Source organism: Streptomyces sp. NPDC051907, assembly GCF_040681075.1.
GTDB lineage: Bacteria > Actinomycetota > Actinomycetes > Streptomycetales > Streptomycetaceae > Streptomyces.
This window is the reverse complement of the sequence record NZ_JBFAYB010000051.1, coordinates 33821-54665: the sequence shown is the minus strand read 5'-3', so window position 1 is coordinate 54665 and position 20845 is coordinate 33821. Positions and strand designations below refer to the sequence as shown.

At 70.3% G+C, this 20845-nt stretch carries 21 protein-coding genes and 1 pseudogene; 4 read left to right on the top strand and 18 right to left on the bottom strand.

What is annotated here, in order from left to right:
• Positions 1 to 29: 29 nt before the first annotated feature.
• The 6 genes and pseudogenes from AB0M39_RS24790 to AB0M39_RS24765 all read right to left on the bottom strand — a co-directional run.
• Positions 30 to 167, bottom strand: a pseudogene (locus AB0M39_RS24790) (DUF6308 family protein); the annotation flags it as partial.
• 93 nt (positions 168 to 260) lie between these two features.
• Positions 261 to 428: a hypothetical protein gene (locus AB0M39_RS24785; RefSeq protein WP_365367928.1), complete on the bottom strand. Its 168-nt coding sequence runs from the start codon at positions 426 to 428 to the stop codon at positions 261 to 263.
• Between the two features lie 55 nt (positions 429 to 483).
• Positions 484 to 1692, bottom strand: coding sequence for a cysteine desulfurase family protein (locus AB0M39_RS24780; RefSeq protein ID WP_365367926.1), 1209 nt, complete (start codon positions 1690 to 1692; stop codon positions 484 to 486).
• On the bottom strand, positions 1689 to 2633 hold the full coding sequence (locus tag AB0M39_RS24775) for a hypothetical protein (RefSeq protein WP_365367924.1): 945 nt from the start codon (positions 2631 to 2633) through the stop codon (positions 1689 to 1691). The genes AB0M39_RS24780 and AB0M39_RS24775 overlap by 4 nt, the downstream gene beginning before the upstream one ends.
• A gap of 24 nt (positions 2634 to 2657) precedes the next feature.
• Positions 2658 to 3278: a hypothetical protein gene (locus AB0M39_RS24770; RefSeq protein WP_365367922.1), complete on the bottom strand. Its 621-nt coding sequence runs from the start codon at positions 3276 to 3278 to the stop codon at positions 2658 to 2660.
• A gap of 5 nt (positions 3279 to 3283) precedes the next feature.
• Positions 3284 to 3841: a hypothetical protein gene (locus AB0M39_RS24765; RefSeq protein ID WP_365367920.1), complete on the bottom strand. Its 558-nt coding sequence runs from the start codon at positions 3839 to 3841 to the stop codon at positions 3284 to 3286.
• A gap of 210 nt (positions 3842 to 4051) precedes the next feature.
• On the opposite strand from AB0M39_RS24765, the gene AB0M39_RS24760 reads away from it, so the two are divergent.
• From AB0M39_RS24760 to AB0M39_RS24750, 3 genes are all read left to right on the top strand, one after another.
• A complete protein-coding gene (locus tag AB0M39_RS24760) occupies positions 4052 to 5119 on the top strand; it encodes a LysR family transcriptional regulator (RefSeq protein WP_365367918.1) in 1068 nt (355 codons plus the stop codon).
• 20 nt (positions 5120 to 5139) lie between these two features.
• Positions 5140 to 6504, top strand: coding sequence for a methyltransferase domain-containing protein (locus AB0M39_RS24755; RefSeq protein ID WP_365367916.1), 1365 nt, complete (start codon positions 5140 to 5142; stop codon positions 6502 to 6504).
• Positions 6505 to 6707: 203 nt separating this feature from the next.
• Positions 6708 to 6851 (top strand): hypothetical protein, encoded by a 144-nt coding sequence (locus AB0M39_RS24750; protein WP_365367914.1) that lies wholly within the window; start codon positions 6708 to 6710, stop codon positions 6849 to 6851.
• Positions 6852 to 6976: 125 nt separating this feature from the next.
• On the opposite strand, the gene AB0M39_RS24745 is transcribed toward AB0M39_RS24750, so the two are convergent.
• Positions 6977 to 7303: a nucleoside triphosphate pyrophosphohydrolase gene (locus tag AB0M39_RS24745; protein ID WP_365367912.1), complete on the bottom strand. Its 327-nt coding sequence runs from the start codon at positions 7301 to 7303 to the stop codon at positions 6977 to 6979.
• Between the two features lie 441 nt (positions 7304 to 7744).
• Here AB0M39_RS24745 and AB0M39_RS24740 point away from each other — a divergent pair, with 441 nt between their 5' ends.
• Positions 7745 to 7873, top strand: a complete 129-nt coding sequence (locus AB0M39_RS24740) for a hypothetical protein (protein ID WP_365367910.1) — start codon at positions 7745 to 7747, stop codon at positions 7871 to 7873.
• Positions 7874 to 8236: 363 nt separating this feature from the next.
• Here the strand turns inward: AB0M39_RS24740 and AB0M39_RS24735 are convergent, their stop codons facing one another.
• From AB0M39_RS24735 to AB0M39_RS24685, 11 genes are all read right to left on the bottom strand, one after another.
• A complete protein-coding gene (locus tag AB0M39_RS24735) occupies positions 8237 to 8551 on the bottom strand; it encodes a hypothetical protein (RefSeq protein ID WP_365367908.1) in 315 nt (104 codons plus the stop codon).
• Positions 8552 to 8773: 222 nt separating this feature from the next.
• Positions 8774 to 9034 carry a hypothetical protein gene (locus tag AB0M39_RS24730; protein WP_365367906.1) on the bottom strand — a complete coding sequence of 87 codons (261 nt, stop codon included), beginning with the start codon at positions 9032 to 9034 and terminating at the stop codon, positions 8774 to 8776.
• A gap of 13 nt (positions 9035 to 9047) precedes the next feature.
• Positions 9048 to 9458, bottom strand: coding sequence for a VOC family protein (locus tag AB0M39_RS24725; RefSeq protein ID WP_365367904.1), 411 nt, complete (start codon positions 9456 to 9458; stop codon positions 9048 to 9050).
• A 12-nt stretch (positions 9459 to 9470) separates the two neighbouring features.
• Positions 9471 to 10358: a TniQ family protein gene (locus AB0M39_RS24720; protein ID WP_365367902.1), complete on the bottom strand. Its 888-nt coding sequence runs from the start codon at positions 10356 to 10358 to the stop codon at positions 9471 to 9473.
• Positions 10342 to 11061: a TniB family NTP-binding protein gene (locus tag AB0M39_RS24715; protein ID WP_365367940.1), complete on the bottom strand. Its 720-nt coding sequence runs from the start codon at positions 11059 to 11061 to the stop codon at positions 10342 to 10344. Before AB0M39_RS24715 ends, AB0M39_RS24720 begins: the two co-directional genes overlap by 17 nt.
• Positions 11062 to 11065: 4 nt before the next feature.
• Positions 11066 to 11413, bottom strand: coding sequence for a hypothetical protein (locus tag AB0M39_RS24710; protein WP_365367900.1), 348 nt, complete (start codon positions 11411 to 11413; stop codon positions 11066 to 11068).
• Positions 11368 to 13482, bottom strand: coding sequence for a Mu transposase C-terminal domain-containing protein (locus AB0M39_RS24705; RefSeq protein ID WP_365367898.1), 2115 nt, complete (start codon positions 13480 to 13482; stop codon positions 11368 to 11370). The genes AB0M39_RS24710 and AB0M39_RS24705 overlap by 46 nt, the downstream gene beginning before the upstream one ends.
• The gene (locus AB0M39_RS24700; protein ID WP_365367896.1) at positions 13475 to 14218 is read right to left on the bottom strand and encodes a TnsA-like heteromeric transposase endonuclease subunit; all 744 of its coding nucleotides are present in this window, start codon (positions 14216 to 14218) and stop codon (positions 13475 to 13477) included. Before AB0M39_RS24700 ends, AB0M39_RS24705 begins: the two co-directional genes overlap by 8 nt.
• Before the next feature lie 253 nt (positions 14219 to 14471).
• Positions 14472 to 15662, bottom strand: coding sequence for an acyl-CoA dehydrogenase family protein (locus AB0M39_RS24695; RefSeq protein ID WP_365367894.1), 1191 nt, complete (start codon positions 15660 to 15662; stop codon positions 14472 to 14474).
• A gap of 105 nt (positions 15663 to 15767) precedes the next feature.
• On the bottom strand, positions 15768 to 16973 hold the full coding sequence (locus AB0M39_RS24690; RefSeq protein WP_365367892.1) for a serine hydrolase domain-containing protein: 1206 nt from the start codon (positions 16971 to 16973) through the stop codon (positions 15768 to 15770).
• 314 nt (positions 16974 to 17287) lie between these two features.
• On the bottom strand, positions 17288 to 20788 hold the full coding sequence (locus AB0M39_RS24685; protein WP_365367890.1) for a phosphodiester glycosidase family protein: 3501 nt from the start codon (positions 20786 to 20788) through the stop codon (positions 17288 to 17290).
• Between the last annotated feature and the right edge of the window lie 57 nt (positions 20789 to 20845).

Sequence of the window (20845 nt, the reverse complement as noted above, 5' to 3'; positions counted from 1 at the left end):
TACCTCGTTGAGCTTGCATGGGGCTCGGCCTGATCGTAGACGGGCAGCAGCCGCGGCCGCTTCCGGGCAAGGAGCTTGCCTGCCGGATTCCGGTCTGGTCGCAGAGAACGCGCCAGGCGGTGTACGCCGGCGACCCTTGGGTCTACCCGTGAACGGCACTGCTTCATCGAGCAGGCCGGTGCCGAAGTGGCATCGGAGATCGGAAATGGCCTGATCAAAGGTGATGAGGCTAGTCAGTCGGTGAGTGAGCGGCGGTTGACTCAATGCCGCAACCAGGTGGCGACGGCGTCGACAAGAGCGGCGTAGAAGCGCTCGTCGGGCACCGATCCCGAGTTCCTGCTCGCTTCGTAGAAGGCAACGTCGGTGAATGATCCGAACTCACGGAAGGTTACGACCGCAAACACGTTGAGGGGAACAAGCGCGCCCACGCCATGCTCGCCGACGCGTCAACGTCATCTGGGCCCTGATTCGTCACCGGCGGTCCTACGAAGTGGCACGGCCCGTGGCTGCGGCAGCTTGACGACAGCATGCGGAAGCGTTCGCGGGTGCTGACATGAGAGTGTGCGCGGTACGGGTGATGAGGTCGGCGGCTTGGTCGATGTCGGTGTCGGTGGTGGTGCGGCCGATGCTGAGTCGGAGGGTTGCGCGGGCCTGGTCGCGGGTGAGGCCGATCGCGGTGAGGACGTGTGAGGGTTCGCTGCTTCCGGTGTTGCAGGCCGAGCCGGTGGAGGCGGCGACGCCGGGGAGGCGGTCGAGGAGGTCTGTGGCCTCGATGCCGGGGAGGGTGAGGCTGAGGTTCCCGGGCAGTCGCCGGTGCGGATGACCGTTGACGACAGCACCGGGGATCGCGGCCAGGAGACGGTCCTGGAGCTGGTCGCGCATGGCCCGGATGCGGGTCGGGGGTGGGACGGCGTCGGTGGTGATGAGGCGGGCGGCTGCGCCGAAGCCGACAATGGCGGGGACGTTGGGGGTGCCGGCCCGCAGGCCGCGTTCTTGTCCGCCGCCGGTCTGCTGGGCGGTGATGCGTGTGCCGCCGCGGATGTAGAGGGCGCCGATGCCCTTGGGGCCGTGGAGTTTGTGGGCGGACACGGATGCGAGGTCGACGCCGAGTTCGGCGACGTCGAGGAGTCCGCAGCCGGCGCTCTGGGCGGCGTCGGTGTGCAGGGCGATGCCGCTCGGAGTGGTGATCTCGGCGATAGCCGCGAGTCGTTGAAGGGTGCCGATCTCGTTGTTGGCGTGCATCACCGAGACGAGCACGGTGTTCGGGGTGAGGACGGCGGCGATGTCGGCGGGCTGGACGCGGCCGTGCCTGTCGACGCCGACGAGGGAGAGGGTGTAGCCGTGGTGGTCAACGAGCCGCTGGCAGGCGGCGAGGACGGCCTTGTGTTCGATCGTGGTGGTGACGATGTGCCCGCCCGTGGGGCGGGCGGCGAGGGCGGCGCCGAGGATCGCGAGGTGGTTGGCCTCGGTGGCGCCGGAGGTGAAGACGATCTCCAGCTCGTTCTTGGCGCCGACTAGGTCGGCGACCTGCTGGCGGGCGGTGCGGATAGCCCGCGCGGCGGTGCGTCCGCAGGTGTGCGGGCTGGAGGGGTTGCCGTACTCACTGATGAGGAACGGCAGCATCGCCTCCAGGGCGCGTTCGTCGAGCGGGGTGGTGGCCTGGTGGTCGAGGTAGATCGGTGGGGTGTTCATGCGGCCCGCTCTTCATGTCGGGCGGCGGCCGGCGCCGTCGCGGCGTACTTGTGTTCGCCGTCGACCAGGTCCCAGTAGACGGTGCGGGGCTCCCCGAAGACGGAGAATGCGGTGGCCAGGCAGTGCCAGTTCTGGTTCGGCTGGGACCGGGCGAGGACGAAGGCGTCCTCGACGAGCCGGCGGGTGCGTTTGGCCAGGGCCTCGCGGGTCGGCTGCGGTCCGAACAGGTGCAGGTAGCCGCGCTGCCGTAGCCAGGTCTCCGCGCGCTCGGGGCCGGCCTCGCCGTCGAGGTGGCCGCCGTCGGTGAGGGTCTGGAAGGCGAGCCGCTCAAGGCGGCGGGTGCGGCGGGCGTCCTCACCGCCGGGGCACTGGTCCCCGGTGATCTTCCACTCGTGCCAGCGGGGCGGCCGGTAGTGGGCGAAGTCGACGTCGTCCAGGTGGGCGGTGACCTGCGGCGGGATCTGCCCGCGGGTCAGGTCCGCGACGTCGTAGCCGGGCCCGAGGGCCTCCAGGGTCAGCGAACCGGGGCGGCCGGGGCCGGGCCGGTCCATGCGGACCAGGACGGTGAGGCGGTTGGTGAAGCGGTTGGTGGGCTCCGCGAGGATCACCGCTCGCCCGTCGGCCAGCAGGCCGGCGGCCCGGGGCCCGATCTCCTCAGTGGGGAAGGTGTTGCCGCCGCGGTAGTACTGCTTCTTCTCCACCCCGCCGTCCGAGCGGATCATTAGCGTATTCGTGCCGGTGGCGGCGGCCAGAACGTGGGCGGCACTGCGAGCGGTGGCCGCGCTGTCGCCGGGCTGGATGAGGCAGGCGTTGAGGACGGGAAGTTTCAGCGAGTGCAGCAGGGCCATGGTCTGCCACTTGGGCCAGCGCCGATCCTTGACCGCCGCTTCCAGCTCGGCGGCGGTGAGCGCGTGTAACGGGCGGGGCAGGGATGTCGCCATCGCGCCGTCCCCCTTCTTCTCGACTCAGGCGGCGTCCTTGAGGTGCAGGTCGGCGGTCAGCTCGGCGAAGGTACGGCCGCTGTTCTCGGTGAAGGGATGGTCGCGCCAGTCGTAGAAGTCGCCGATGCCGAGCTGGTCCGCGCAGACCCGGCGTACGAACTGTCGGGCGAAGTCGGCCGAGGGCCAGTAGTAGTGCTCGCCGGGCCGGGGCGAGAGGTAGAGGTAGGAGCCTTCCGCGGCCTCCGGGAGGGCTGCCATAGAGGTGAGCCGCAGGCCGGGGCCTCCGGTCTTCTCGTAAGCGGCGGTGATCGCGTCCGGGTCGGGGACGGGGATCAGGTGCAGATGGCAGTGGCTGCAGCAGGAGGCGCCCAGCTCGCAGTCGCGCGGGCCGTGTTCGGCCAGGATCACCGGCCCGTAGCGGGCCTGGATCAGCGTGCGCATCTGTTCGGTCTCCTCGGTGGCCCGGGCGAGGGCGGCGGGGGCGATGTCGGCCGCGGCGTCCAGGTGCTGAAGGGGCATGAACAGGCAGTAACCGGGGGTGAGGGAGCCGATGGTGGGCAGCAGCACCCAGCCGCCGGCGGTCTCGGTGATGATCCGGGTCGTGCTCTCGTGTGCGGTGAACTCGGTGCAGAACTGGCAGTCCATCACGGTCACCTCTGACTCGGGTCGGCGGGGAACTCGTCGGCGTAGCGGCTCTTCAGGTCGGCCTCATGGCCGTAGAAGGGGTGGGATGCGACGTCGTCGGAGCGAGGGCCGTCCAGGGCGAAGACGAGCAGGCGGCCCAGCGGCATGCCGTGGTACAGACGCAGGACGGCGGGGCCAGTATTGACCAGCTCCAGCGTCAGGTGCCCGTTCCAGCCGGGCAGCACGAACGGGCTGGTGACATGGACGGCCAGGCCGACGCGGGCCAGGTGGCTCAGCCCGCCGATCATGCCCATCACTCCGGCGCCGAGCCGCAGGGGCTGCTGGACCGCGCCCAGCAGCATCGCGCCGGGCATCATGTCGTAGCTTGTCCAGCCGGTGACCGGCTCGCCGTAGAGGTCGTCGATGCTTGCTTGGTCGGCCAGGTCGATTACCCGCGTGCTCGGCGCGGTCAGCGGCCGCAAGGGCGAGCCGAGCGTCAACAGCAGTCCGTCTCCGCGGAGTTGGCCGGGCCACTCCAGAGCGTCCTGTTCGATCAGCCAGATGATCGACTCGGCTGAGAGCATGGCTCAACCCCCAAGGTTCAGGCAGCGCTGCGGTCATCGCCTTTCGGATCGAAGGCGGCTGCTGAAATGTTCCCCGGGATAGTCCGCGATATCCATATGTCCGGTTGGACATTTATGGGTTTTCTCAGGGTGAAATGCGGCGAAGTTCAGTTCTGCTGGTCGTGCGGACAGTGCAAGCTGGGTGAGGTCGTGTCAGGGAGGGGTGTCATAGTGCCGCCGTTGCCGTCCGGGCCGTTGAAAGTGCCGGGGCCGGAGGGGTTCCGCGCCGATCTGATCTCTTGCTCCCCGGACCTTCTGGATCTGACCTGGGACCAGTTGCGGACGCTGATCGTGGTGAGCGAGGCGGGGACCGCGCTGGCCGCGGCGAAGGTGCTGGGGCGTGAGCAGTCCAGCGTGCAGAAGCAACTCGACATCCTCAACCGCAACTTCCAGGCCCTGACCGGTGAGTTGCTAGTGGTCAAGCAGGGCCGCGGCAGGGACTTCCTGTTCACCCCGACCGGGCTGGAGGTCGTCGAGCGGGCACGGGCGACCTTCGCCGACTGGCTGCAGGGCATAGCTGATTCCCGCCGCCGGCTCGGCTCGACGCTGACGGTGGGGACAACGGAGTTCACTCTCGGCTTCCTCGGCCGGGTGTGGGAGCGCGTCGCCCCGCAGCTGCTAGAGCGGGAGGTCGAACTGAAGGTCGTGCACGTGCGGACCCGCGACTTCTGGAAGCGTCTGGACTCCAACCAGGTCGACCTGCTGTGCGGCGGGCTCGCGGCCGACGCCGCCGCTGAGCGGGTCGCCCCCGAGTACGACTTCCTTGAGTGGCATCGCGAGGGCCTGGCCCTGCTGACGAACCTTCCGCTGCGCGAGCTCGCCGCCAAGACCGTCGGTGTCGACCGGCTGAGGACTCTGCCGCTGGTGATCCCCTCGCGCGGGGTGATCACCGACTTCGTCGAGCGCTGGTACGGACCCGACTTCCGCTCGCAGCTGAAGATCACCGCCGAGATCAACGATATCTACTACGGACTCGCCCTGCTGCGGTCCCGGATGACCTATGGGTGCATGCTGTGTGCCCGATCCATCGGCCAGGCCGCCGTCGACGGACGCCTGCCCACCAGCGAGGACTTCCGACTCATCGACTTCGCCGACGACTTCGACCCCATGCTCCAGCTGGTCTCCGGCGTATTCGCCCGCAAGGGGGAACGCGAGACGTATGACGCCTCTCACCCGCTGAACATCCTGTGGGACGCTTTCCGCGACGAGGCCGCCTCAGGCAGGCCGCTGCCCCTGTAATCCCCCTCTGGAGGACCCTCGTGCTGCTGGCCTCGGTCAACCTCAACAAGCGTCTCGGCGCCACCGGCGCCCGCTCGAACCTCGGCGCCTGGCTGCGCGAGCACGGCGTCAAGATCATGCTCGCGCAGGAGCCGTTCAAGCCCACCGACCGGACGCCACCGGCTCTGGCGGGCTTCACCTTCGCCGGCGGGGACGGGCATCTAGCCACCTGGGTCAGCGAGGACCTCGCCCCGCCGGCCGTGTCCGCGCCCGCCCCGTGGGTACAGCGGGCCGAGCTGGAATGGCTCGTTGTCCTCCAGGTGCATCTCGACGCCTACGGCGGCGCCTCCCGGGCCACCCAGCTGGCCGAACTCGCTGCGATGACGACCGCTGAGAAGGGGCGCCCACTGCTGATCTGCGGGGACTTCAACCTCGCTCCTCGCCCTGCGGACGGCCTGTTCGGCGAGGAGTCCAGCGCCTTCACCACCGAGGCCGAACGCACGGCTCTGGACCAGCTGATGCAGGTCGCGGGCCTCGTCGACACCACCGCCGACGAGGTGCCCGTCTTCACTTTCGAGCGGGTCTTCAACGGCATGCCCAGCCGCTTCCGCTGCGATCTCGCCCTGCTCAGCGACCATCTAGTGGCGACGACCACCGTCACCGCAGACGCCATGGTGCGAAGCGGTCCGGCGGCCTTCACCGACCACTCGGCGCTGCTGATCGACCTGCCCCTGACCCTGCAGGAGGCCAAGCCGGAGGACGTCCTATTCGCGCTGAGCGAGCTGACCGGCGACGGCCCCGCCGCTGCCCCCGCCAGGCGGGAGTATCAGCCCCATAAGACCGCGATGAGCCGCCAGGCTCCCTCCCCGGCCTCCCGGGCGGTGATCGAGCGCCTGACCGGCCCGCTCAGTATCCGAAGCATCCTGGACCACGGCTGCGGCCGCGGTGCCGACGTCGCCCACTACCGCTCCGCGGGCCTGGCTGCCGAGGGCTTCGACCCGCACGACGACTTTGGCTGGCCACGCCCCGAACGGACGGGGTTTGACCTGGTCACATCGATGTTCGTCCTCAATGTGCTGCCCGACCCCTGGCAACGGATCCAGACCCTCAAGGACGCGGCGTCCTTCACCCGCCCCGGCGGGCACGTCGTCGTGGTCACCCGCTCACCGGAGGAGATCGCAAAGGCCGCCGCAGACGGAGGCTGGAGCATCCATCACGATGGGTTCTGGTCCAGCCAAGCCAAAGGGACCTTCCAGCGCGGCATCACCCCGGGCGAGATCACCGCCCTCGCCCGCCAGGCCGGGCTCCAGCCGGCCGCGGGCGCCCCGGTGCTGCCGCTGCCCGGGGTCTGCCATGCTGTCCTGACCAAGCCGAGAAATGTTCTCCACGATCGGCATGTCTCATGAGAAATCGGCCCAGACAGGCGACAGCCCGTCTGATCGGGCGAGGCTGACAGCACCAAGGCCCACGAAAGTCACCCACCCTGATCGTGGTCCGCAGACCGCCGAGTTCACTGCGGCCTTGCGGACCGACCACGGAAACGGCCCCTCGTACGCCCAGTTGTACGCAGGCCTGGGATGGCCTGAAAGGTCCGCTGCGTGGCTTCGCCGTGAAGCGTCTGCTGGCAAACGACTGGCTGACGGACACCGGCACGATGCTATGGACACTGCGCCTGGGAAAGGCCGCACAGGCCCAGGGCATCACCCTGCCCACAGCACGGACCCCGACGGCCGTCGCCCCGGCCCGGGTGTAGTCGTCCCCAGGAAACCGCTGCCCGGACCAGAGCGGCATCGCTGCCGCTCAGAAGGCCTCGTCCTTGAGGAACCCGCTTTGCAGGAACACGAAGTGGTGTACCAAAGACCGTCGAGGCGGCCGTAGTCAGCGGTTGCCGGTCCAGACGATCCGATCCGCGAAGCCGCCGCGCTCACCCGCCTTGGCCTCGCGGATCTTCTCCAACTGTCCCGCGCCAACCCCCAGATCCGCGGCGAGCGCGTGCACGACCTCCAGCACGTCCGCGAGTTCCTCAGGCGCCTTGGCATCGTCGGCCTCCAGGAACTCGGCGACCTCCTCGCCGAGCTTGTCGCGCAGGCGGCTGCGGTAGTCCTCCGGGCTCGCGACGTAGGTGACGGGCTCAGCCCCGCCCTCACGGATAATCTGCGGAATCCGGTCCCGCACCAACTTGCCGTCCTCGCGCTTGCGGTTCACCGGTTGATCTCCCGCACCCAATCTCCGTGAGGCAGACCCCGATTGCTGCCCCTTCATGCTGAGGCAGCCTAGGCAAATCGCCTCACCACTCGCCATGCGAACCGCCATTCCCACCCGTTCGGGTCCAGGATGGCTCAGATCAGCGCCGACCACGCGGAAGCGGGCGGTGAACCCTTGTGGTGAACCGGTCAGCTGACAGCGACAGCCCGATCGTCCCGCTCCTGCGCGTCGGACCGCCGCCCGACCGCACCAAATGGGAGGCTGGCAGCAGCGGCGCGAGATTCGCGACACGTTCATCCCGGCACCGCGGATGTCCCTCAAGGAGTACAGCGACATGAGCCCGCGCCGGCGGGGCCTGCACGACCTGCACAGGACCGCGACACACGTGAACGTGCGGTTCCAGGAGACGCCGATGAGCCGGAGGATCTCCGACCTGATGCGGTGCGCCTGCAGGGCAACGCGCTGAAGTCCATACCCGGCACCCGGGACGGTCTGATGATCAACGGCGGCGGCTTCCAGGGCGAGGCGGAGACAGCGAGTTCCGCGGCAGCCGCCTTCGAGGACCTGTAGGGCGCGGTCCACCACCGGCTCCTACCCGACCAGGCACCGTTGCAGGGTACGCGCAATGCGTTCGTCCCGGTCGCCTACTGCCGGCTGCCGGTGAAGGCGACATCGCAGGCGTTGTGCAAGACCACCCTGGACGTTTACGCCGACCCGCATCCCAGCATGTTGGACGATCTGATCCGCTCCGTCCGGGACGCGGTCCGGGAGCGTCGATCAGCGACCTGCCGTTGGAACAGGCCGGTACAGAATCGGCCGTCACCAACACCGTGCGACAACTACGAAGAGGCCCGCAGCTCCGTCTGAGAGTGCGATGGCAGAACCCAGGCTCAGGCTCGCCGCAGGGCAGCGTCAAGTACCAGCTTCCGCAGCTCAGCGGGCATTGGGCGCATCTCGCCAAGCGTCTGCGCTCGCGAGAAGCGCCTCCCACGCGAGCTCGGCAGCGACGCCGGGCTGACCAGTGTCGATGTCGGCGAACAGCCGCTTGCAGAGGACGTTGGTGACGTCATACAGGGCACCCGAGGCACGGGCCACATCGGCCACACCCGAGTCCGCAGCATGCGGCGGTTCGCCGGGAAGCCGAATGGCTACCGAACCCACGGAGTAACTCCGCCCATGAACGAAGTCACGCAGGGCGCAAAGTTGATCTCGGGTCGGCAGGGACGGCTGGACAATGCGCTCGGTCACCCAATCGACTCTATCGGTGCCGCCCCCGCCTGCCGCCCCGACGATGGTTCCAACTCCCGTGGCCAAGTCCCAACTACCGCGTCCCGTGTCCTGTCGCAGTGCAGCTGACAGATCGTGGGCCGCCGACCTGCTGGGTTGCCATGTCGTTTGAGAACGCCGCGGGCCGGCGTTCTCAAACGACATGGCTTTCACGGAAGCGCGCTGGTGGTGGGCAAGGGCAGCTCAGCCGTCTCGCTCTTCGGCAAGGCTGCCCGTGGCCGTCCGGAGACGGTGCCGGGCCGCTTCCAGACGTTCGGCGTAGTCGGCGGCGTAGATTCCAGGGAGCGCTTTGTCCAGTGTTCCCGCGATCTTGTGGATCGGGGCCCAGGCGGCCGGATCGTCGACCAGGCGGCTGAGATCTGTCATCTGTACTCGCTCCAGCCAGTCCGAGAGGACCAGGGCCTCGTCGGGAGTGAGCTTGATCGTGATGTCGCTCTTCTCCATGACCGGAATCTGATTAGTCGTGCTTGGGCCAGATCGGGCCCTGGTCGGTCCAGATGACGCCCTTGTTGCGGCACAGGCAGAAGGGGTGGCCGATCGGGTCGGTGTAGACCTGCCAGCCGTAGCCGTTGGGGCCGATGAAGTCCTGCCTTAGCGTCGCGCCGAGGTCGAGGACGCGGCGCTGCTCGGACTTGATCTCGTCCACTTCGAAGTCGAGGTGGAACTGCTTGGGGTGCTCGCTGTCGGGCCACTGCGGAGCGCGATAGTCGTCCACCCGGATGAATGCCAGCTCGATCTCGCCGAACTGGATGCCAGCCCAGTCCTCGGAGCTGCCTTCCTTGATCGGACGGCACGTCACCTCGGAGTAGAAAGCAGCCAGCTTCATCGTGTCCGGGCAGTCGATAATGAAATCGGTGAGTTGCAGCATCCCGCGATCTTGTCACGAGCTCACACCCGACTTCGAGACAGGCCCGTCGCGATCTCGATAGAGGCAGAACCGCCGGTAGAGGGGGTCCTGGGTTCCGAGGGTGGTGTAGATCCGCGCGAATCGTCGGCTCAGCTCGGCGGTTGTTGCCAGGTAGAGCTCTTTGGGGTCGAGGGCGGTTGTGGGCGGGTCGAGGATCAGGTGCGTCAGCACCACGATCTCGGGGAACGCCGCGAGGTGACTGCGGTCCTCAGCCGAGACCTTCTTGCTGACGGCGAGAGCTTCGACTCGGTCGAGGCGATCGGTCCACTCCTTCCCAAGGTCGATCGGCATTCCGGAGGCGGACCAGTCCTCGATGATCTTCCGCGCCATGTCGAGGGCTCGTCGGGTCTGCCGGTGACGGCGGGCGAGCTGGTCGAGTCGACGCTGGGCCTCGATGACTTCTGGTAGGGCGCCGAGCGGGATGTCGTGAGTGGAGCGGATCCAGAGCTGATGCCGCGGGCAGAGGTGGACGTGGGCGGGCGCGAGGGTGATGACCACGGAAGCAGTGGGACTGCGCCGGGCTGTGCAGCAGCGGCAGGGGCGGCTGATCAGCCGATCCGTTCGCTGCCCGGGACCGTGCGGGCTGAGGAAGTCGGCGAGCGCGGGCAGGGCCCGGGCGAGCTGGGGTGTTGGGCGCCCGGAGAGTACGGCCAGACGGGCGGGTGAGTGGGGATTCCAGCCGACGGTGGTGTTGCTGAGCGGGGAGAACTCCGGCGGCAGCGGTCCCAGGAGGCGGGCGAGGAAGCCCGCGGGACGGTTGTTGGCGACGGCCAGACGGTGGAGATAGGAACCGATGGTCTCGTTATGGCCGGGGCCGAGAGGGATGGGCAGCTGACGGAGTCGGTCAGGCTGCGTCGGCATCCGGCCTCCGGCGGCGGGGTCGCCGGTTGCGGCGGTGTTCCTGGCGGGCGTCCTCGGCGGTCTGGTCGACCTCGATGGTCTCCAGAGTCTTGCGGGTGACGGCCTCGCTGCCGTTGATGATGGCCTCAAGGGCGGCGCCGCGGACGAGTTGGGAGAGGCTGCCGATCGCGCCGTCGGTGCGTTCATGGAGGTAGCCGTCGAGTTTCACCAGGCTGCCGGGCTTGTGCCGGTGGAGTCGCAGGGCGTCTTCGAGGGAAGCGATCAGGTTCCGCCAGTTCTGCCGCTGTGCGGTGGTGCCGTAGGCGAACGGTTCGGTGTCGGTAACGGTGTATCTGCCGGCGATCTGCTGGCCTCGGACGCCGCTGAACAGGCCACTCGCGCCGACGTCGATGCCAGCGAGTACGAAGGTGGCGGGGATCCGCTCGGACAGGTACTTGAGCTGGTCGGAGGCTTCGGCACCGGCCTGGGTGGCGAGGTTGAGGTTGTGGATCTCGTCGACGAGCGCGAGCTCGACGCGCATTTTGATCAGCAGGTCGAAGACGGCGTTGGTGATGGAGGTCTGGGTCTCTTGCCGGACGAGCGGGAGGCCGAGGAACCGGGCGAACTCGATGGCGAGCATCTTCGGGGTGGCCCGGGGTGGGACGGTGACGTAGACGACCGGCAGTCGCCCTGCGGCGGCCGGGCCGAGCCGTTTGCGGACCAGGAGTTCATGGTGGCGGCCGAGCTGGGCGATGACGGTCGTCTTGCCGGTCCCGGCCCTGGCCGGTGACGATCAGCCCGCGGCGGCCGGAGATCTGGTGCCGGTTGAGCAGGACCAGGCGTCGTCCGGTGGTGAACACGTTGCGGACGGTGGGGGTGGCCACGATCACGAGCCGGGAGTGGTAGTCCAGCCGGGGCTCGTTGTAATCGAGCCGCTTCTCCTCGGCCAGAGCGTTGAAAGCCCTGGCCGAGAGCATCGGCGGGCAGACCGGGGCGTCGTCGACGAACTGTCGCCAGCCGTCCTTGGTGGTCAGCGGGTTGTGCTCGTCGTCATGGGCGTCAGGCGGAGTAACCACAGCGGGTTCCCTTCCTCTTCCAGGGGGTTGAAGACGCCGAACGGGGTGACCGGCGCCTCCTCCGGCCCTTCGTTCTCGCTGTCGTCCGCATCGGCGGACCGGGCGGGCGGGAGTGCGGACCGTACGGGTGCTTCAAGGGCTGCCCGGGTGCGGGCCATGACCTGCTCCGATCCGGCCGGCGGCTTTCCCGACCTGCGCAGAAGCTTGGCCAGGACCTGGGCGACGGCGGTCTCGCTGGTGTCGTCGCGGCCCTGGTCGGCGAGAAGCTGGCGTGCGTGACGCCAGGTGAAGTCGGCGAACGGGGCCCGGACCATGGGCAGATGGGTCCACGGGACTTCGATCCACCGGCGACTGTCGCTTCGCCGTACCCAGACGCGGGAGACGTCGTAGGGGTCGTAGTGGACCTCCCACAGATCCTGCTTGCCCGTCACCCCGGACGGCTGCCTCCGCAGCCGGTTGAGCTCGGGGCTGTCGTAGGTGCGGTAGTTGACCTTGATGCCGTAGTCGTTGACGGCCCTCCAGACCGCGGGCAGCAGCTCGATGTAGTCCGCCGCCGACAGAGCGACCGGCAAGTATCCGGCGCGGGCGACGGCGATGGCGTACGACTCGTTCGGCGACAGCGTCCGCCCCGCCATATAGGGGTTGCGCAGACCCTCGTGCGGACGCTGCTGCCAGCAGATGATCCACTCGTCCAGGAGATCCTGGAGCTGGGCGAGGGTCCAGACCGCCTCGGAGGCCGGATCACTGCCGCGGCGTGTGACATCGGAGCCGGTGTAGCCCGCGACGTACTGGCAGAACAGCGAGTTGATCGACGCGAACGTTCTCTCCACGATCGCCTTGTCCGTCGGGGTCCTGGGCCGGGCGAGCTGCAGCGAGATCCCCAGCAGCGAGCAGGCGGAGGAGAACGTGTCGGAGACGAACACCTTGCCGTGGTCGATCACGATGGTGTCCGGGACGATGACCGACTTGGCCGCTGCTTTCTCCAACCGCGCGTCCACCGCCATGAGCCGCTGGTGCGGCAGGATCGAGTCCGACATCGCCAGGGTCTGGCTCCAGCCCGGACGCATCGGCTCGGGAACCAGCATCCTCGCCAGCACCGCGGCGTCGACGCCTTTCGTGCCCGCGGGCCTGAGCAGGGCCGCGCAGATGGTGCGCATCGTGACATCGACCGCGATCGTCAGTTCCGGGCGGGCCACGACTCCGTCGTCCAGCACCGCCATCACGTCCAGCCGCGTGGAGTCGATCTGCACGATCTCCCCGGGGCGGGCGGCCATGGACGGGGTGAACGGCCCCACGGGCCGAAGAGCCCGCTGGCGGCGGACCGTGGCCGAGCCGAAGGACTCGTTGTTCCTGGCGAGGCTGTTCACCAGCCGGTAGAAGGTCGCCCTCGTCGGCAGGAGCTTCACCGCTTCCTCGCCGTGCTTCGCGGCGAGGATCTGCCCGGCCCGCAGCATGAGCCGCTTGCGGTCGCCCGTCGAAAGGTCTGTCTGCCCCGCCAGTGCCTCGGTGACCGCCTCGACGACGCGCTCGTCCGTCCTTCCGGTGCCGGGGACAGAGGCCGGCGGTTTCCGGGACCGGCCGTCCACCAGTCCCCACAACCCCTCGGCCTCGTAGCGCTGCCGCATCCGCAGAAAGGTCCGCTTGCTCATCTGCTGCCCGCCGGCCGCCAGCTCCGCGACATTCGCGGCCTCCCGCTCCATCAGCGTCCGCCAGGCCGGGTCGTACTCGGGCCGAGGAGACGCGCCCTCCGGGGCGTCCAGGGGCAGCCCGGTGAGTACTTCCACCACGTGCTGTTCCCAGAACCGGGCCTGCTCGACGGCCGCCGGCAGCAACGCGTCCACCAACGCGAACGGCGGCAGGACACGTTCCGGGACCGCCTCCGACCCCCGGTCCAGCACCTCGAAATCGGCGGCCGCCATCACGTAGCCGGCAGCCATGACACTGGTGTCGCCCTCGTCGCTGAGCAGCCGCAAGGCCGTTCCCTCCAGCCCGATGACCTGCTGGTTGTGGCCCTCGAACCGGATCCGGTCCCCGGCCCGCAGAACCCCGCGTGGCGCCAGTTCAGCCATGACTCACCGCCGCGCGACCGATCACGGAGCCGTCTCCCAGCGGCACCGCCAGGTCAAGACGCAGGTCACCGCACCACAGCAGGTGGTAGAGCGTCGGCAGGACGGACAACGGGTCCCCCACCGCCTCGGCACCGTCCATGAGCAACCGCGGGTCGGCGAACGCATCCATGAGCCGCTTCGCGACGTCGCCGACCCGGTTGCGTGCATGCCGATATCCCGACAGCCAGCGGACGTTGGCCATCTCCACCAGATCGGGCTCGTGCACCAGCGCGAAGGACCAGCAGCCCATCTCCTGGCACATCGCCTCGGTCGCCGAGAACTTCACCGTGTCCTCCGGGCCGACCCGGTCCGCCGACCGCACGTCGACGGCCAGGCCCGAACCGTCCTCCAGACGTGCGAAGTAGTCCGGCGTATGCGAGATCCGACGCGTCTCCCCCTGCCACATCACCCGGAACGGCTGCGAGGCCAGCCCCACCACCCGCCGGTCATCATCGAGGATGATGGCCCGGTCCCGCTCCAGCCACGACTCGAACCCCACCAGCGACTCCGTCGTCGCCCAGTACCAGCCCGTGAAATGCCGCTGCCCGCGGTACGACGTGAACCGCCGCACCGGGAGCACCGACTCGAACCGAACCCGGGACACCGCCTCCAGCACGGACTTCCGCAGCCCGCAGCCCTCACCGTCAGCCCACTCGACATCGACCAGACCCAGATCCATCGCCACCCCCGGCTCCACGTACCTGCCGAAAGCGACCGTGACAGCTACCGCGAGAACCGGACCAGGAAAATGAGATCAAACCCACATACGGGGCAAACGTCGTCGCTCAGTGCGCGACGCAATGAGAATCCGACAGCACGAACGAGAAGCGGTGAGAATCCGACAGGCTCAGTGCGACAGGACACCCGGCTCACGTCCCTGGAGGTCAGATCTGCCGGCTGGTGCCAACTGTCTTGCTCATATGCCAACTAGAATGCTTGGTCACATGCCGTCAGCGCCGTACCCGCGGCATCCCCAGCCCGATCCAGGAGATGATCTCGCGCTGGATCTCGTTGTTGCCGCCGCCGAAGGTGAAGATCACGGCGGATCGGTAGCCGCGCTCCAGCTCGCCGTGGAGTACCGCGCCGGCTGAGCCCTCCTTGAGCGGGCCCGCCGCGCCGACGATCTCCATCAGCCAGGCGTAGGCGTCGCGGCGGGCCTCGGAGCCGTACACCTTGACGGCGGAGGCGTCCTGCGGGGTGAGCGCGCCGGTCTGCACGGCGTTGACCATCTGCCAGTTGAGCAGCTTCAGCGCGTCGAGCCTGGTGTGCGTGCGGGCGAGGCGTCCGCGGACCCAGCCGAGGTCGACGACGCGGCGGCCGTCGGCGAGCTTGGTGTCGGCGGCCCAGCGCTGGACGTCGCTCAGCGCCCGGATGGCCATCGTCCCGTGGGCGGCGAGGGTGACGCGCTCGTGGTTGAGCTGATTGGTGATCAGCCGCCAGCCCTTGTTCTCCTGGCCGACGCGGCGGGAGGCCGGCACGCGGACGTCCTCGTAGTAGCTGGCGGTGGTGTCGTGCGAGGCGAGCGTGTTGATGAGGGTGCAGGAGTAGCCGGGGTCCGAGGTCGGCACGAGCAGCATGGTGATGCCCTGGTGGGCCGGGGCGTCGGGGTCGGTGCGGACCGCGAGCCAGACCCAGTCGGCGGTGTCGCCGTTGGTGGTCCAGATCTTCTGCCCGTTCACGGTGTACGTGCCGGTGTCCTCGTCGCCCTCGCGCACGGCGCGGGTCTTGAGCGCGGCGAGGTCGGTCCCGGCGTCGGGCTCGCTGTAGCCGATGGCGAAGTCGATCTCGCCGGAGAGGATCTTCGGCAGGAAGGACGCCTTCTGCTCGTCCGTGCCGTACTGCATGATCGTGGGCCCGACGGTGTTGAGCGCCATCAGCGGCAGCGGCACGCCCGCCTGCGCGGCCTCGTCGAAGAAGACGAACTGCTCCATGGGGCTCAGGCCGCGGCCGCCGTACTCCTTCGGCCAGCCGACGCCGAGCCAGCCGTCCGCGCCGAGCCGGCGGACGGTCTCGCGGTAGAAGCGTTTCTGCGAGGCGGGGTCGCCGTAGCGGGCGTAGACGTTGTCGGGCACGAGCTCGGCGAAGTACGTGCGCAGTTCCGCGCGCAGCTGCTGCTGTTCAGGCGTGTATTCGAGGTGCACGGCCCCTCCAGGAGTCTCGCGGTCCGTCCCTGCGCGGCGCACACAGTAGAACGTGTTGCAAGAATCTGGAAGGGCCGCAGGGCGGCCGGGTTCAGTCTCCCGTCCTCAGCCGCCGACTCCGCCGAGTCCGCCGAGTCCGCCGGGCGGCGCGGACGCGTAGACCGCGTCGATCAACGCCGTCTTGCGTGGGTCGTCGGCGATATGCGGGCCCATGCGGTTCATGACGTACCCCATGCTCATATCCGCCTCCGGGTCCGCGAGGCCGAAGGAGCCGCCGAAGCCGTCGTGGCCGAAGGCCCGGGGATTGGGGCCGTACGAGCGGTTCCGGCCGCTCAGCCAGAGGCCGAGCGCCAGTTCCGTGTCATGCGCGAAGCCCGCTCCCAGCACCAGGTCCCGGCAGCTGCCCTGGCCTTCGCGGACGCGCGCGGCGGCCTCGGCGGAGAGCAGGGGCCGGCCCGCGAACTCGTCCCGGCCCGCCAGGACTCCGTAGAGCGCCGCGACCGCGCGCGCGGTGCCGTGGCCGTTGGCGGCGGGGAGCTGGGCGGCGCGCCAGGCGGCGGTGTTGGCCTCGCTCACGCTGACCAGCGGGTTGACCAGGGCCGCCAGGGCGACCGGGTGCATCTGGGCGAAGAGCGCGGCCTGTTGGCTGCCCTCCTCGGCCGGCGGATGCACCAGCTCCGCCGCGCGGCCGGCCTCCTTCTCCGGCAGGCCGATGGCGAAGTCGATGCCGAGCGGCCCGGTGACCTCTTGGCGCAGGAAGTCGCCCGGGAGCTGTCCGGTGATCCGGCGGACGACTTCGCCGACCAGGAACCCGTATGTCATGGCGTGGTAGCCGGACTGCGTGCCGGGCGTCCACCAGGGCTCGGTGGCGGCCAGCCTGGCGCAGGTCAGCTCCCAGTCGTAGAGCTCGGCCAGCGTGTGGGGCTCGCGCAGCCCGGCCAGGCCGGCGCGGTGCGAGAGCAGATGGCGTACGGGAATGGACTCCTTGCCCGCGGCGGCGAACTCGGGCCAGTACGCGGCGACCGGCGCGTCCAGGTCGAGCTGTCCCCGGTCGGCGAGCAGATGCGCGCACAGCGCGGTGGGCCCCTTGGTGGTCGACCAGACGTTGACGAGGGTGTCGCGCTCCCAGGGGCGGCTGCGGGCGGCGTCGGCCCAGCCGCCCCAGAGGTCGACGACCGTCTCGCCGCCGTGCAGCACGGTGACGGCCGCGCCCAGTTCGCCGCGTTCGTGGAAGTTCTCCTCGAAGGCGGCGCGCACCGCGGCGAAGCGGTCGTCGCAGTGGCCTTCGATTGCGGGTGCGTGCTCTGGCATGGGCAGCCCTCCGTCGCCTTGGGCCGGCTCACCGGCCCGCCGGCCTGTCCGCCCTGAACATACCGACTGGTCGGATGGCCCGGAAGACCCCATACGAGGGGTTCGCCGTACGGGGGTTCACAGCTCCCCGTAGGACGTCCAGCCGCGCCCTCTCGCAGTCGCCGTGCCTCAGCCCTGGGGGCGCAGAAGCAGCAGGGCCGTGTCGTCGCCGCGCGGACGGCCGCCATCGCGTGCGCGATCAGCGCGTCGGCGAGCCGCTCCAACGGCGGCCCGACGGGGACGACCCCGCCGAGACCCCGCCGCCCCGCCCTCCGCTACGCCGCCCGGGCCGCCCTCCCCGCCCGCGCCGTCTGTTCCGCCGCGACGCGGATCTCGGTGCGCTCGATCACCCCCGAGACCGTCACCGCCAGCGTCACCGTCCCCGGGGCAAGCGCCGTGAGCCGACCCGTCGCCGGGTCGAAGGCCGCCGCATGGCGCTCGCGAGCCCGGTCCGGCGGGCCGATGAAGAGGTTCGGCGAGCCCGTCCAGTCGACGCTCAGCGGGAAGGCCGCCGGGACGCGCCGTTGGCCCTGTGCGACCGTCGCCCGGGCGTCGCCGCTCTCGCCCGGCCGCAAAGCCGTCGGCGCCTGGAGGGTCAGGGCGTCGACGTGCGCCCGCGTCTGGACGGAGACCCAGTCCGGGCCGCCCGCCCAGGGCCGCAGCCGCCCGAGCGCCTGCTCGGCGCGCGAGACCTCGTCGACGCCGACCAGCGACCAGCCGGTGAAGCCGCCCCGGTCCGCGGGGCCCGACGGGTTCTTGCCCGAGTTGCCGTTGATCAGATACGGGACGCCGTCGACGTGCTCGGCGTGGAAGACGCCGACGTGACTGCCGACGAGACCGGCGCCCTTGCCCGTCGTACGGCGGAACCGCGCCAGCTGCTGCTCGATCAGCGCCGCCTCCTTGCGGTCGGAGAGCTGACTGCCCTTCTGCGGGGTCGGGTCGCGCGGCGGGACGTGCTCGACGAGCATCACCGAGCCGATCCGGCGGTCCGCCGCCGCCGCGTCGAGCTGCGCGCGCAGCTGCTTGATCTGGTCGAAGCCCCCGCCGCGCAGGCTCAGGCTGGAGGTGTCGAGCGTGATGAAGCGGGTGCCCCGGTGGTCGAACGTCCGCTGGGCCGGGCCGAACTCGGCCACGAAGTCCTCGATCCGTCCGCCCATCACCTCGTGGTTGCCGGGCACGTAGTACCAGGGCAGCGCGTCGCCGAGCTCCTCGGTGAGGATCCGGCGCGCGAAGGCGAGGTCCGCGGGCGATCCCTCGTCGACCAGGTCGCCGTTGACCACGAGGAAGTCGGGCCGCGCCGCCTTGATCTCGCGCAGCGTCCGGCGCGCCTGCGCGACGATGGGGCTGTCCGGGTCGCGGGCGACGAACTGCGCGTCCGACATCACCGCGAACCGCCAGTCCCTGCTCTGCGTCCGGGCCGCGGAGTCGATCAGCGGATCGGGCGTACGGGGCTGCTCGGGCAGGTCGACGGCGGGCGGCGCCTGAGCGCTGAGCCCGTCGACGACGATCTTCCCGGTGTACTGCTTGGCGGCCGAGGTCTCGGCCAGATAGAAGCGGTGCACCGACAGCGGCGTCGCCGCGGCCGGCGGCACGGCGAAGGTCACCTGCCGCCAGCCGGTCCAGGTGACGAACGGACCGCGCAGCAGCTGGTCCGAGCCTGCGGCGTCCTTGAGGTGCAGGGTCGGCCATGCGCCGTAGCCGTCGCCCTTGATCCAGAGGGTGAAGGACTGCGGCTGTCCCGGCACGGGGATCGCCCGGGGCGGGCTGGCGTAGGCGGCGCGGGTCGCGGTCGACTTGGCGAAGTCGTACGCCATCTCCAGGCCCGTCCCGCTCTGCCCCTCGGGCGTGGCCGCGACCGAGCCGCCGGCCCGGGCGTGGCTGAAGGTCCACGAGGCCGCGTCGTCGAAGTCGGCGACCGGCTGCTCGGCGAGGCCGACGGTCACGGCGAGCACGGTGGTCGCGCCCGCGACGTCGACCGTGACCGTCCCCGCCGTGGCGCCGGCGAGGGCCTTGACCGCGAAGGAGCCCTTCCCGTCGTCGAAGACGTCGAACCGTGCGCGGTCGTAGGAGAGTCGGACGTCGGCGGGCTCGATGGGCGCGCTGGCGCCGTGGGCGTCCAGTCCCACGACGCCGAAGGCGCCGACAGCCGTCGCGTCCGCGAGGCCGACGCGGCGGGTGGTCGGCTCGATCCGGGCGAGGTCGTCCAGCACGGTGAGCCGGGTGCTGCCGTGCGCGCCCGCCCGCTCGGCTCGTACCTCGGTGGCGCCGCTGCCGCGCGCGCGGAAGACGCCGCGGCCGTCGACGCGGCCGACCGAGGGCCGCATGGCGCGCCAGCGCGCCTCGCCCGCGGCCGGTCCGTACGTCTCGTCGTATCCGGCGGCGGTGAGCCTGCGGGTCAGTCCCGGGAACACCCGCTCGGGGCGGCCTCCCTTGACCGGGTCGACGCTGGGCGCGCTGCCCGCCGGCACGGCCGTCTCGACCCAGAAGCCGCGCAGCCGGCCGCTGCCGTCGGGCGCGGTCAGCGCCAGGCCGTTGGGGACCGTGCGCTCGCTGCCGTCGGAGGGGGTGTTCTCCACCTGGAGCGCGTCGCTGCCGGGCTCGCGGGCGACGAGCGTGGAGGAGCCGCCGCCGTCGAGGTTGAGGGCGCTGTACGCGCCGGCCTGTCGCATCATCAGGCCGAGCTCGGTGAGGGTGACTCCGCCGCTGTCGGCCTGGCGGCCGTCCACGGTGAGGATCCGCATGGCGCGGCCGTCCTTGGAGAATCCGACGGCGGTGCGCGGAGCCGCGGCGTCGTTGGCCTCGCCGTCGTGGTTCTGCGGCACGCCGTCGACGACGAGGAGCTCCCGGCCGCCGACCGCCGTGCGCGGCACCGGGCCGCCGTCGGTGCGGGGCCGGTACTCCATGGACACGGGGTCGCCCGGTCGCAGCGCGGCCAGCAGCCTGGCCCCGGCCTCCCGTCCGAGCAGGACGGTGGTGCCGTCGGGGATCGGCCCGGTGCCCGGCCCGGCCGCGATGGCGACGACCTTCCCGTCCCGGACGGCCGCCTCGGTGACGGGGGTCGCCCCGTCGACGGTCAGCGCCCGGTCGGCCGATCCCCAGGCCGAGGTGTACGCGCCGATGCCGCCGGCGGGGACGTTTGCCGCGTTGTAGGCCGTGAGCGGGTGGACGCCCGAGGGGAGGGCGAGGCTGCCGTCGAAGTACAGCTGGAGCACGCGTCCGGCGCCGCCGGGCCCGATGCCGACGGCCCGATGGGCGCCGGGGGCGGGCGACTGGGTGAGTTCGCCGTCCTTGACGCCGGGGCCCTGCGGCGCACCGGTCTGGTTGATGTCGAAGAAGTCCGCGTTGATCGCGGCGACCGTGCGCCGGCCCGGGCCCGCGTCGTGAGCGGCGGCGAGCTCGGAGACGGAGCGGCGGTCGGCGACCTTGCCCGAGTGGAGGTAGTCGGCGCCCGCCCCGGTGCCGTCGAGGTCGACCGAGAGGGCGTCGACGCGCAGCCATTTGTCCGATTCAAGACGGTCGTACGAGGTGAGGCTGACGCCCGGCGCGATGGGCCGGGAGGTGCGCGCGGTCTCGATGCCGTCGCCGTCGGCCACGGTCCTGGGCTCGCCCGCCGCGCCGCTCGCGGGCGGCGGGGCGAGCGGCCGCAGCACTTCGGAGGCGTCCCGGGGACGGGGGTCGGGGGTGGAGTCGGCGAGCGCGGGCGACAGGACGCCCGCCGTGAGTGCGGACACCGTCGCGAACAGCACGACGGTGCGTCTTGCTCTGCCTGGGGCCACAACTACTCCTGGAATAAGGCTGGTTGAGCGCGTAGCAAGCGCTGTCGGCGGACAGCA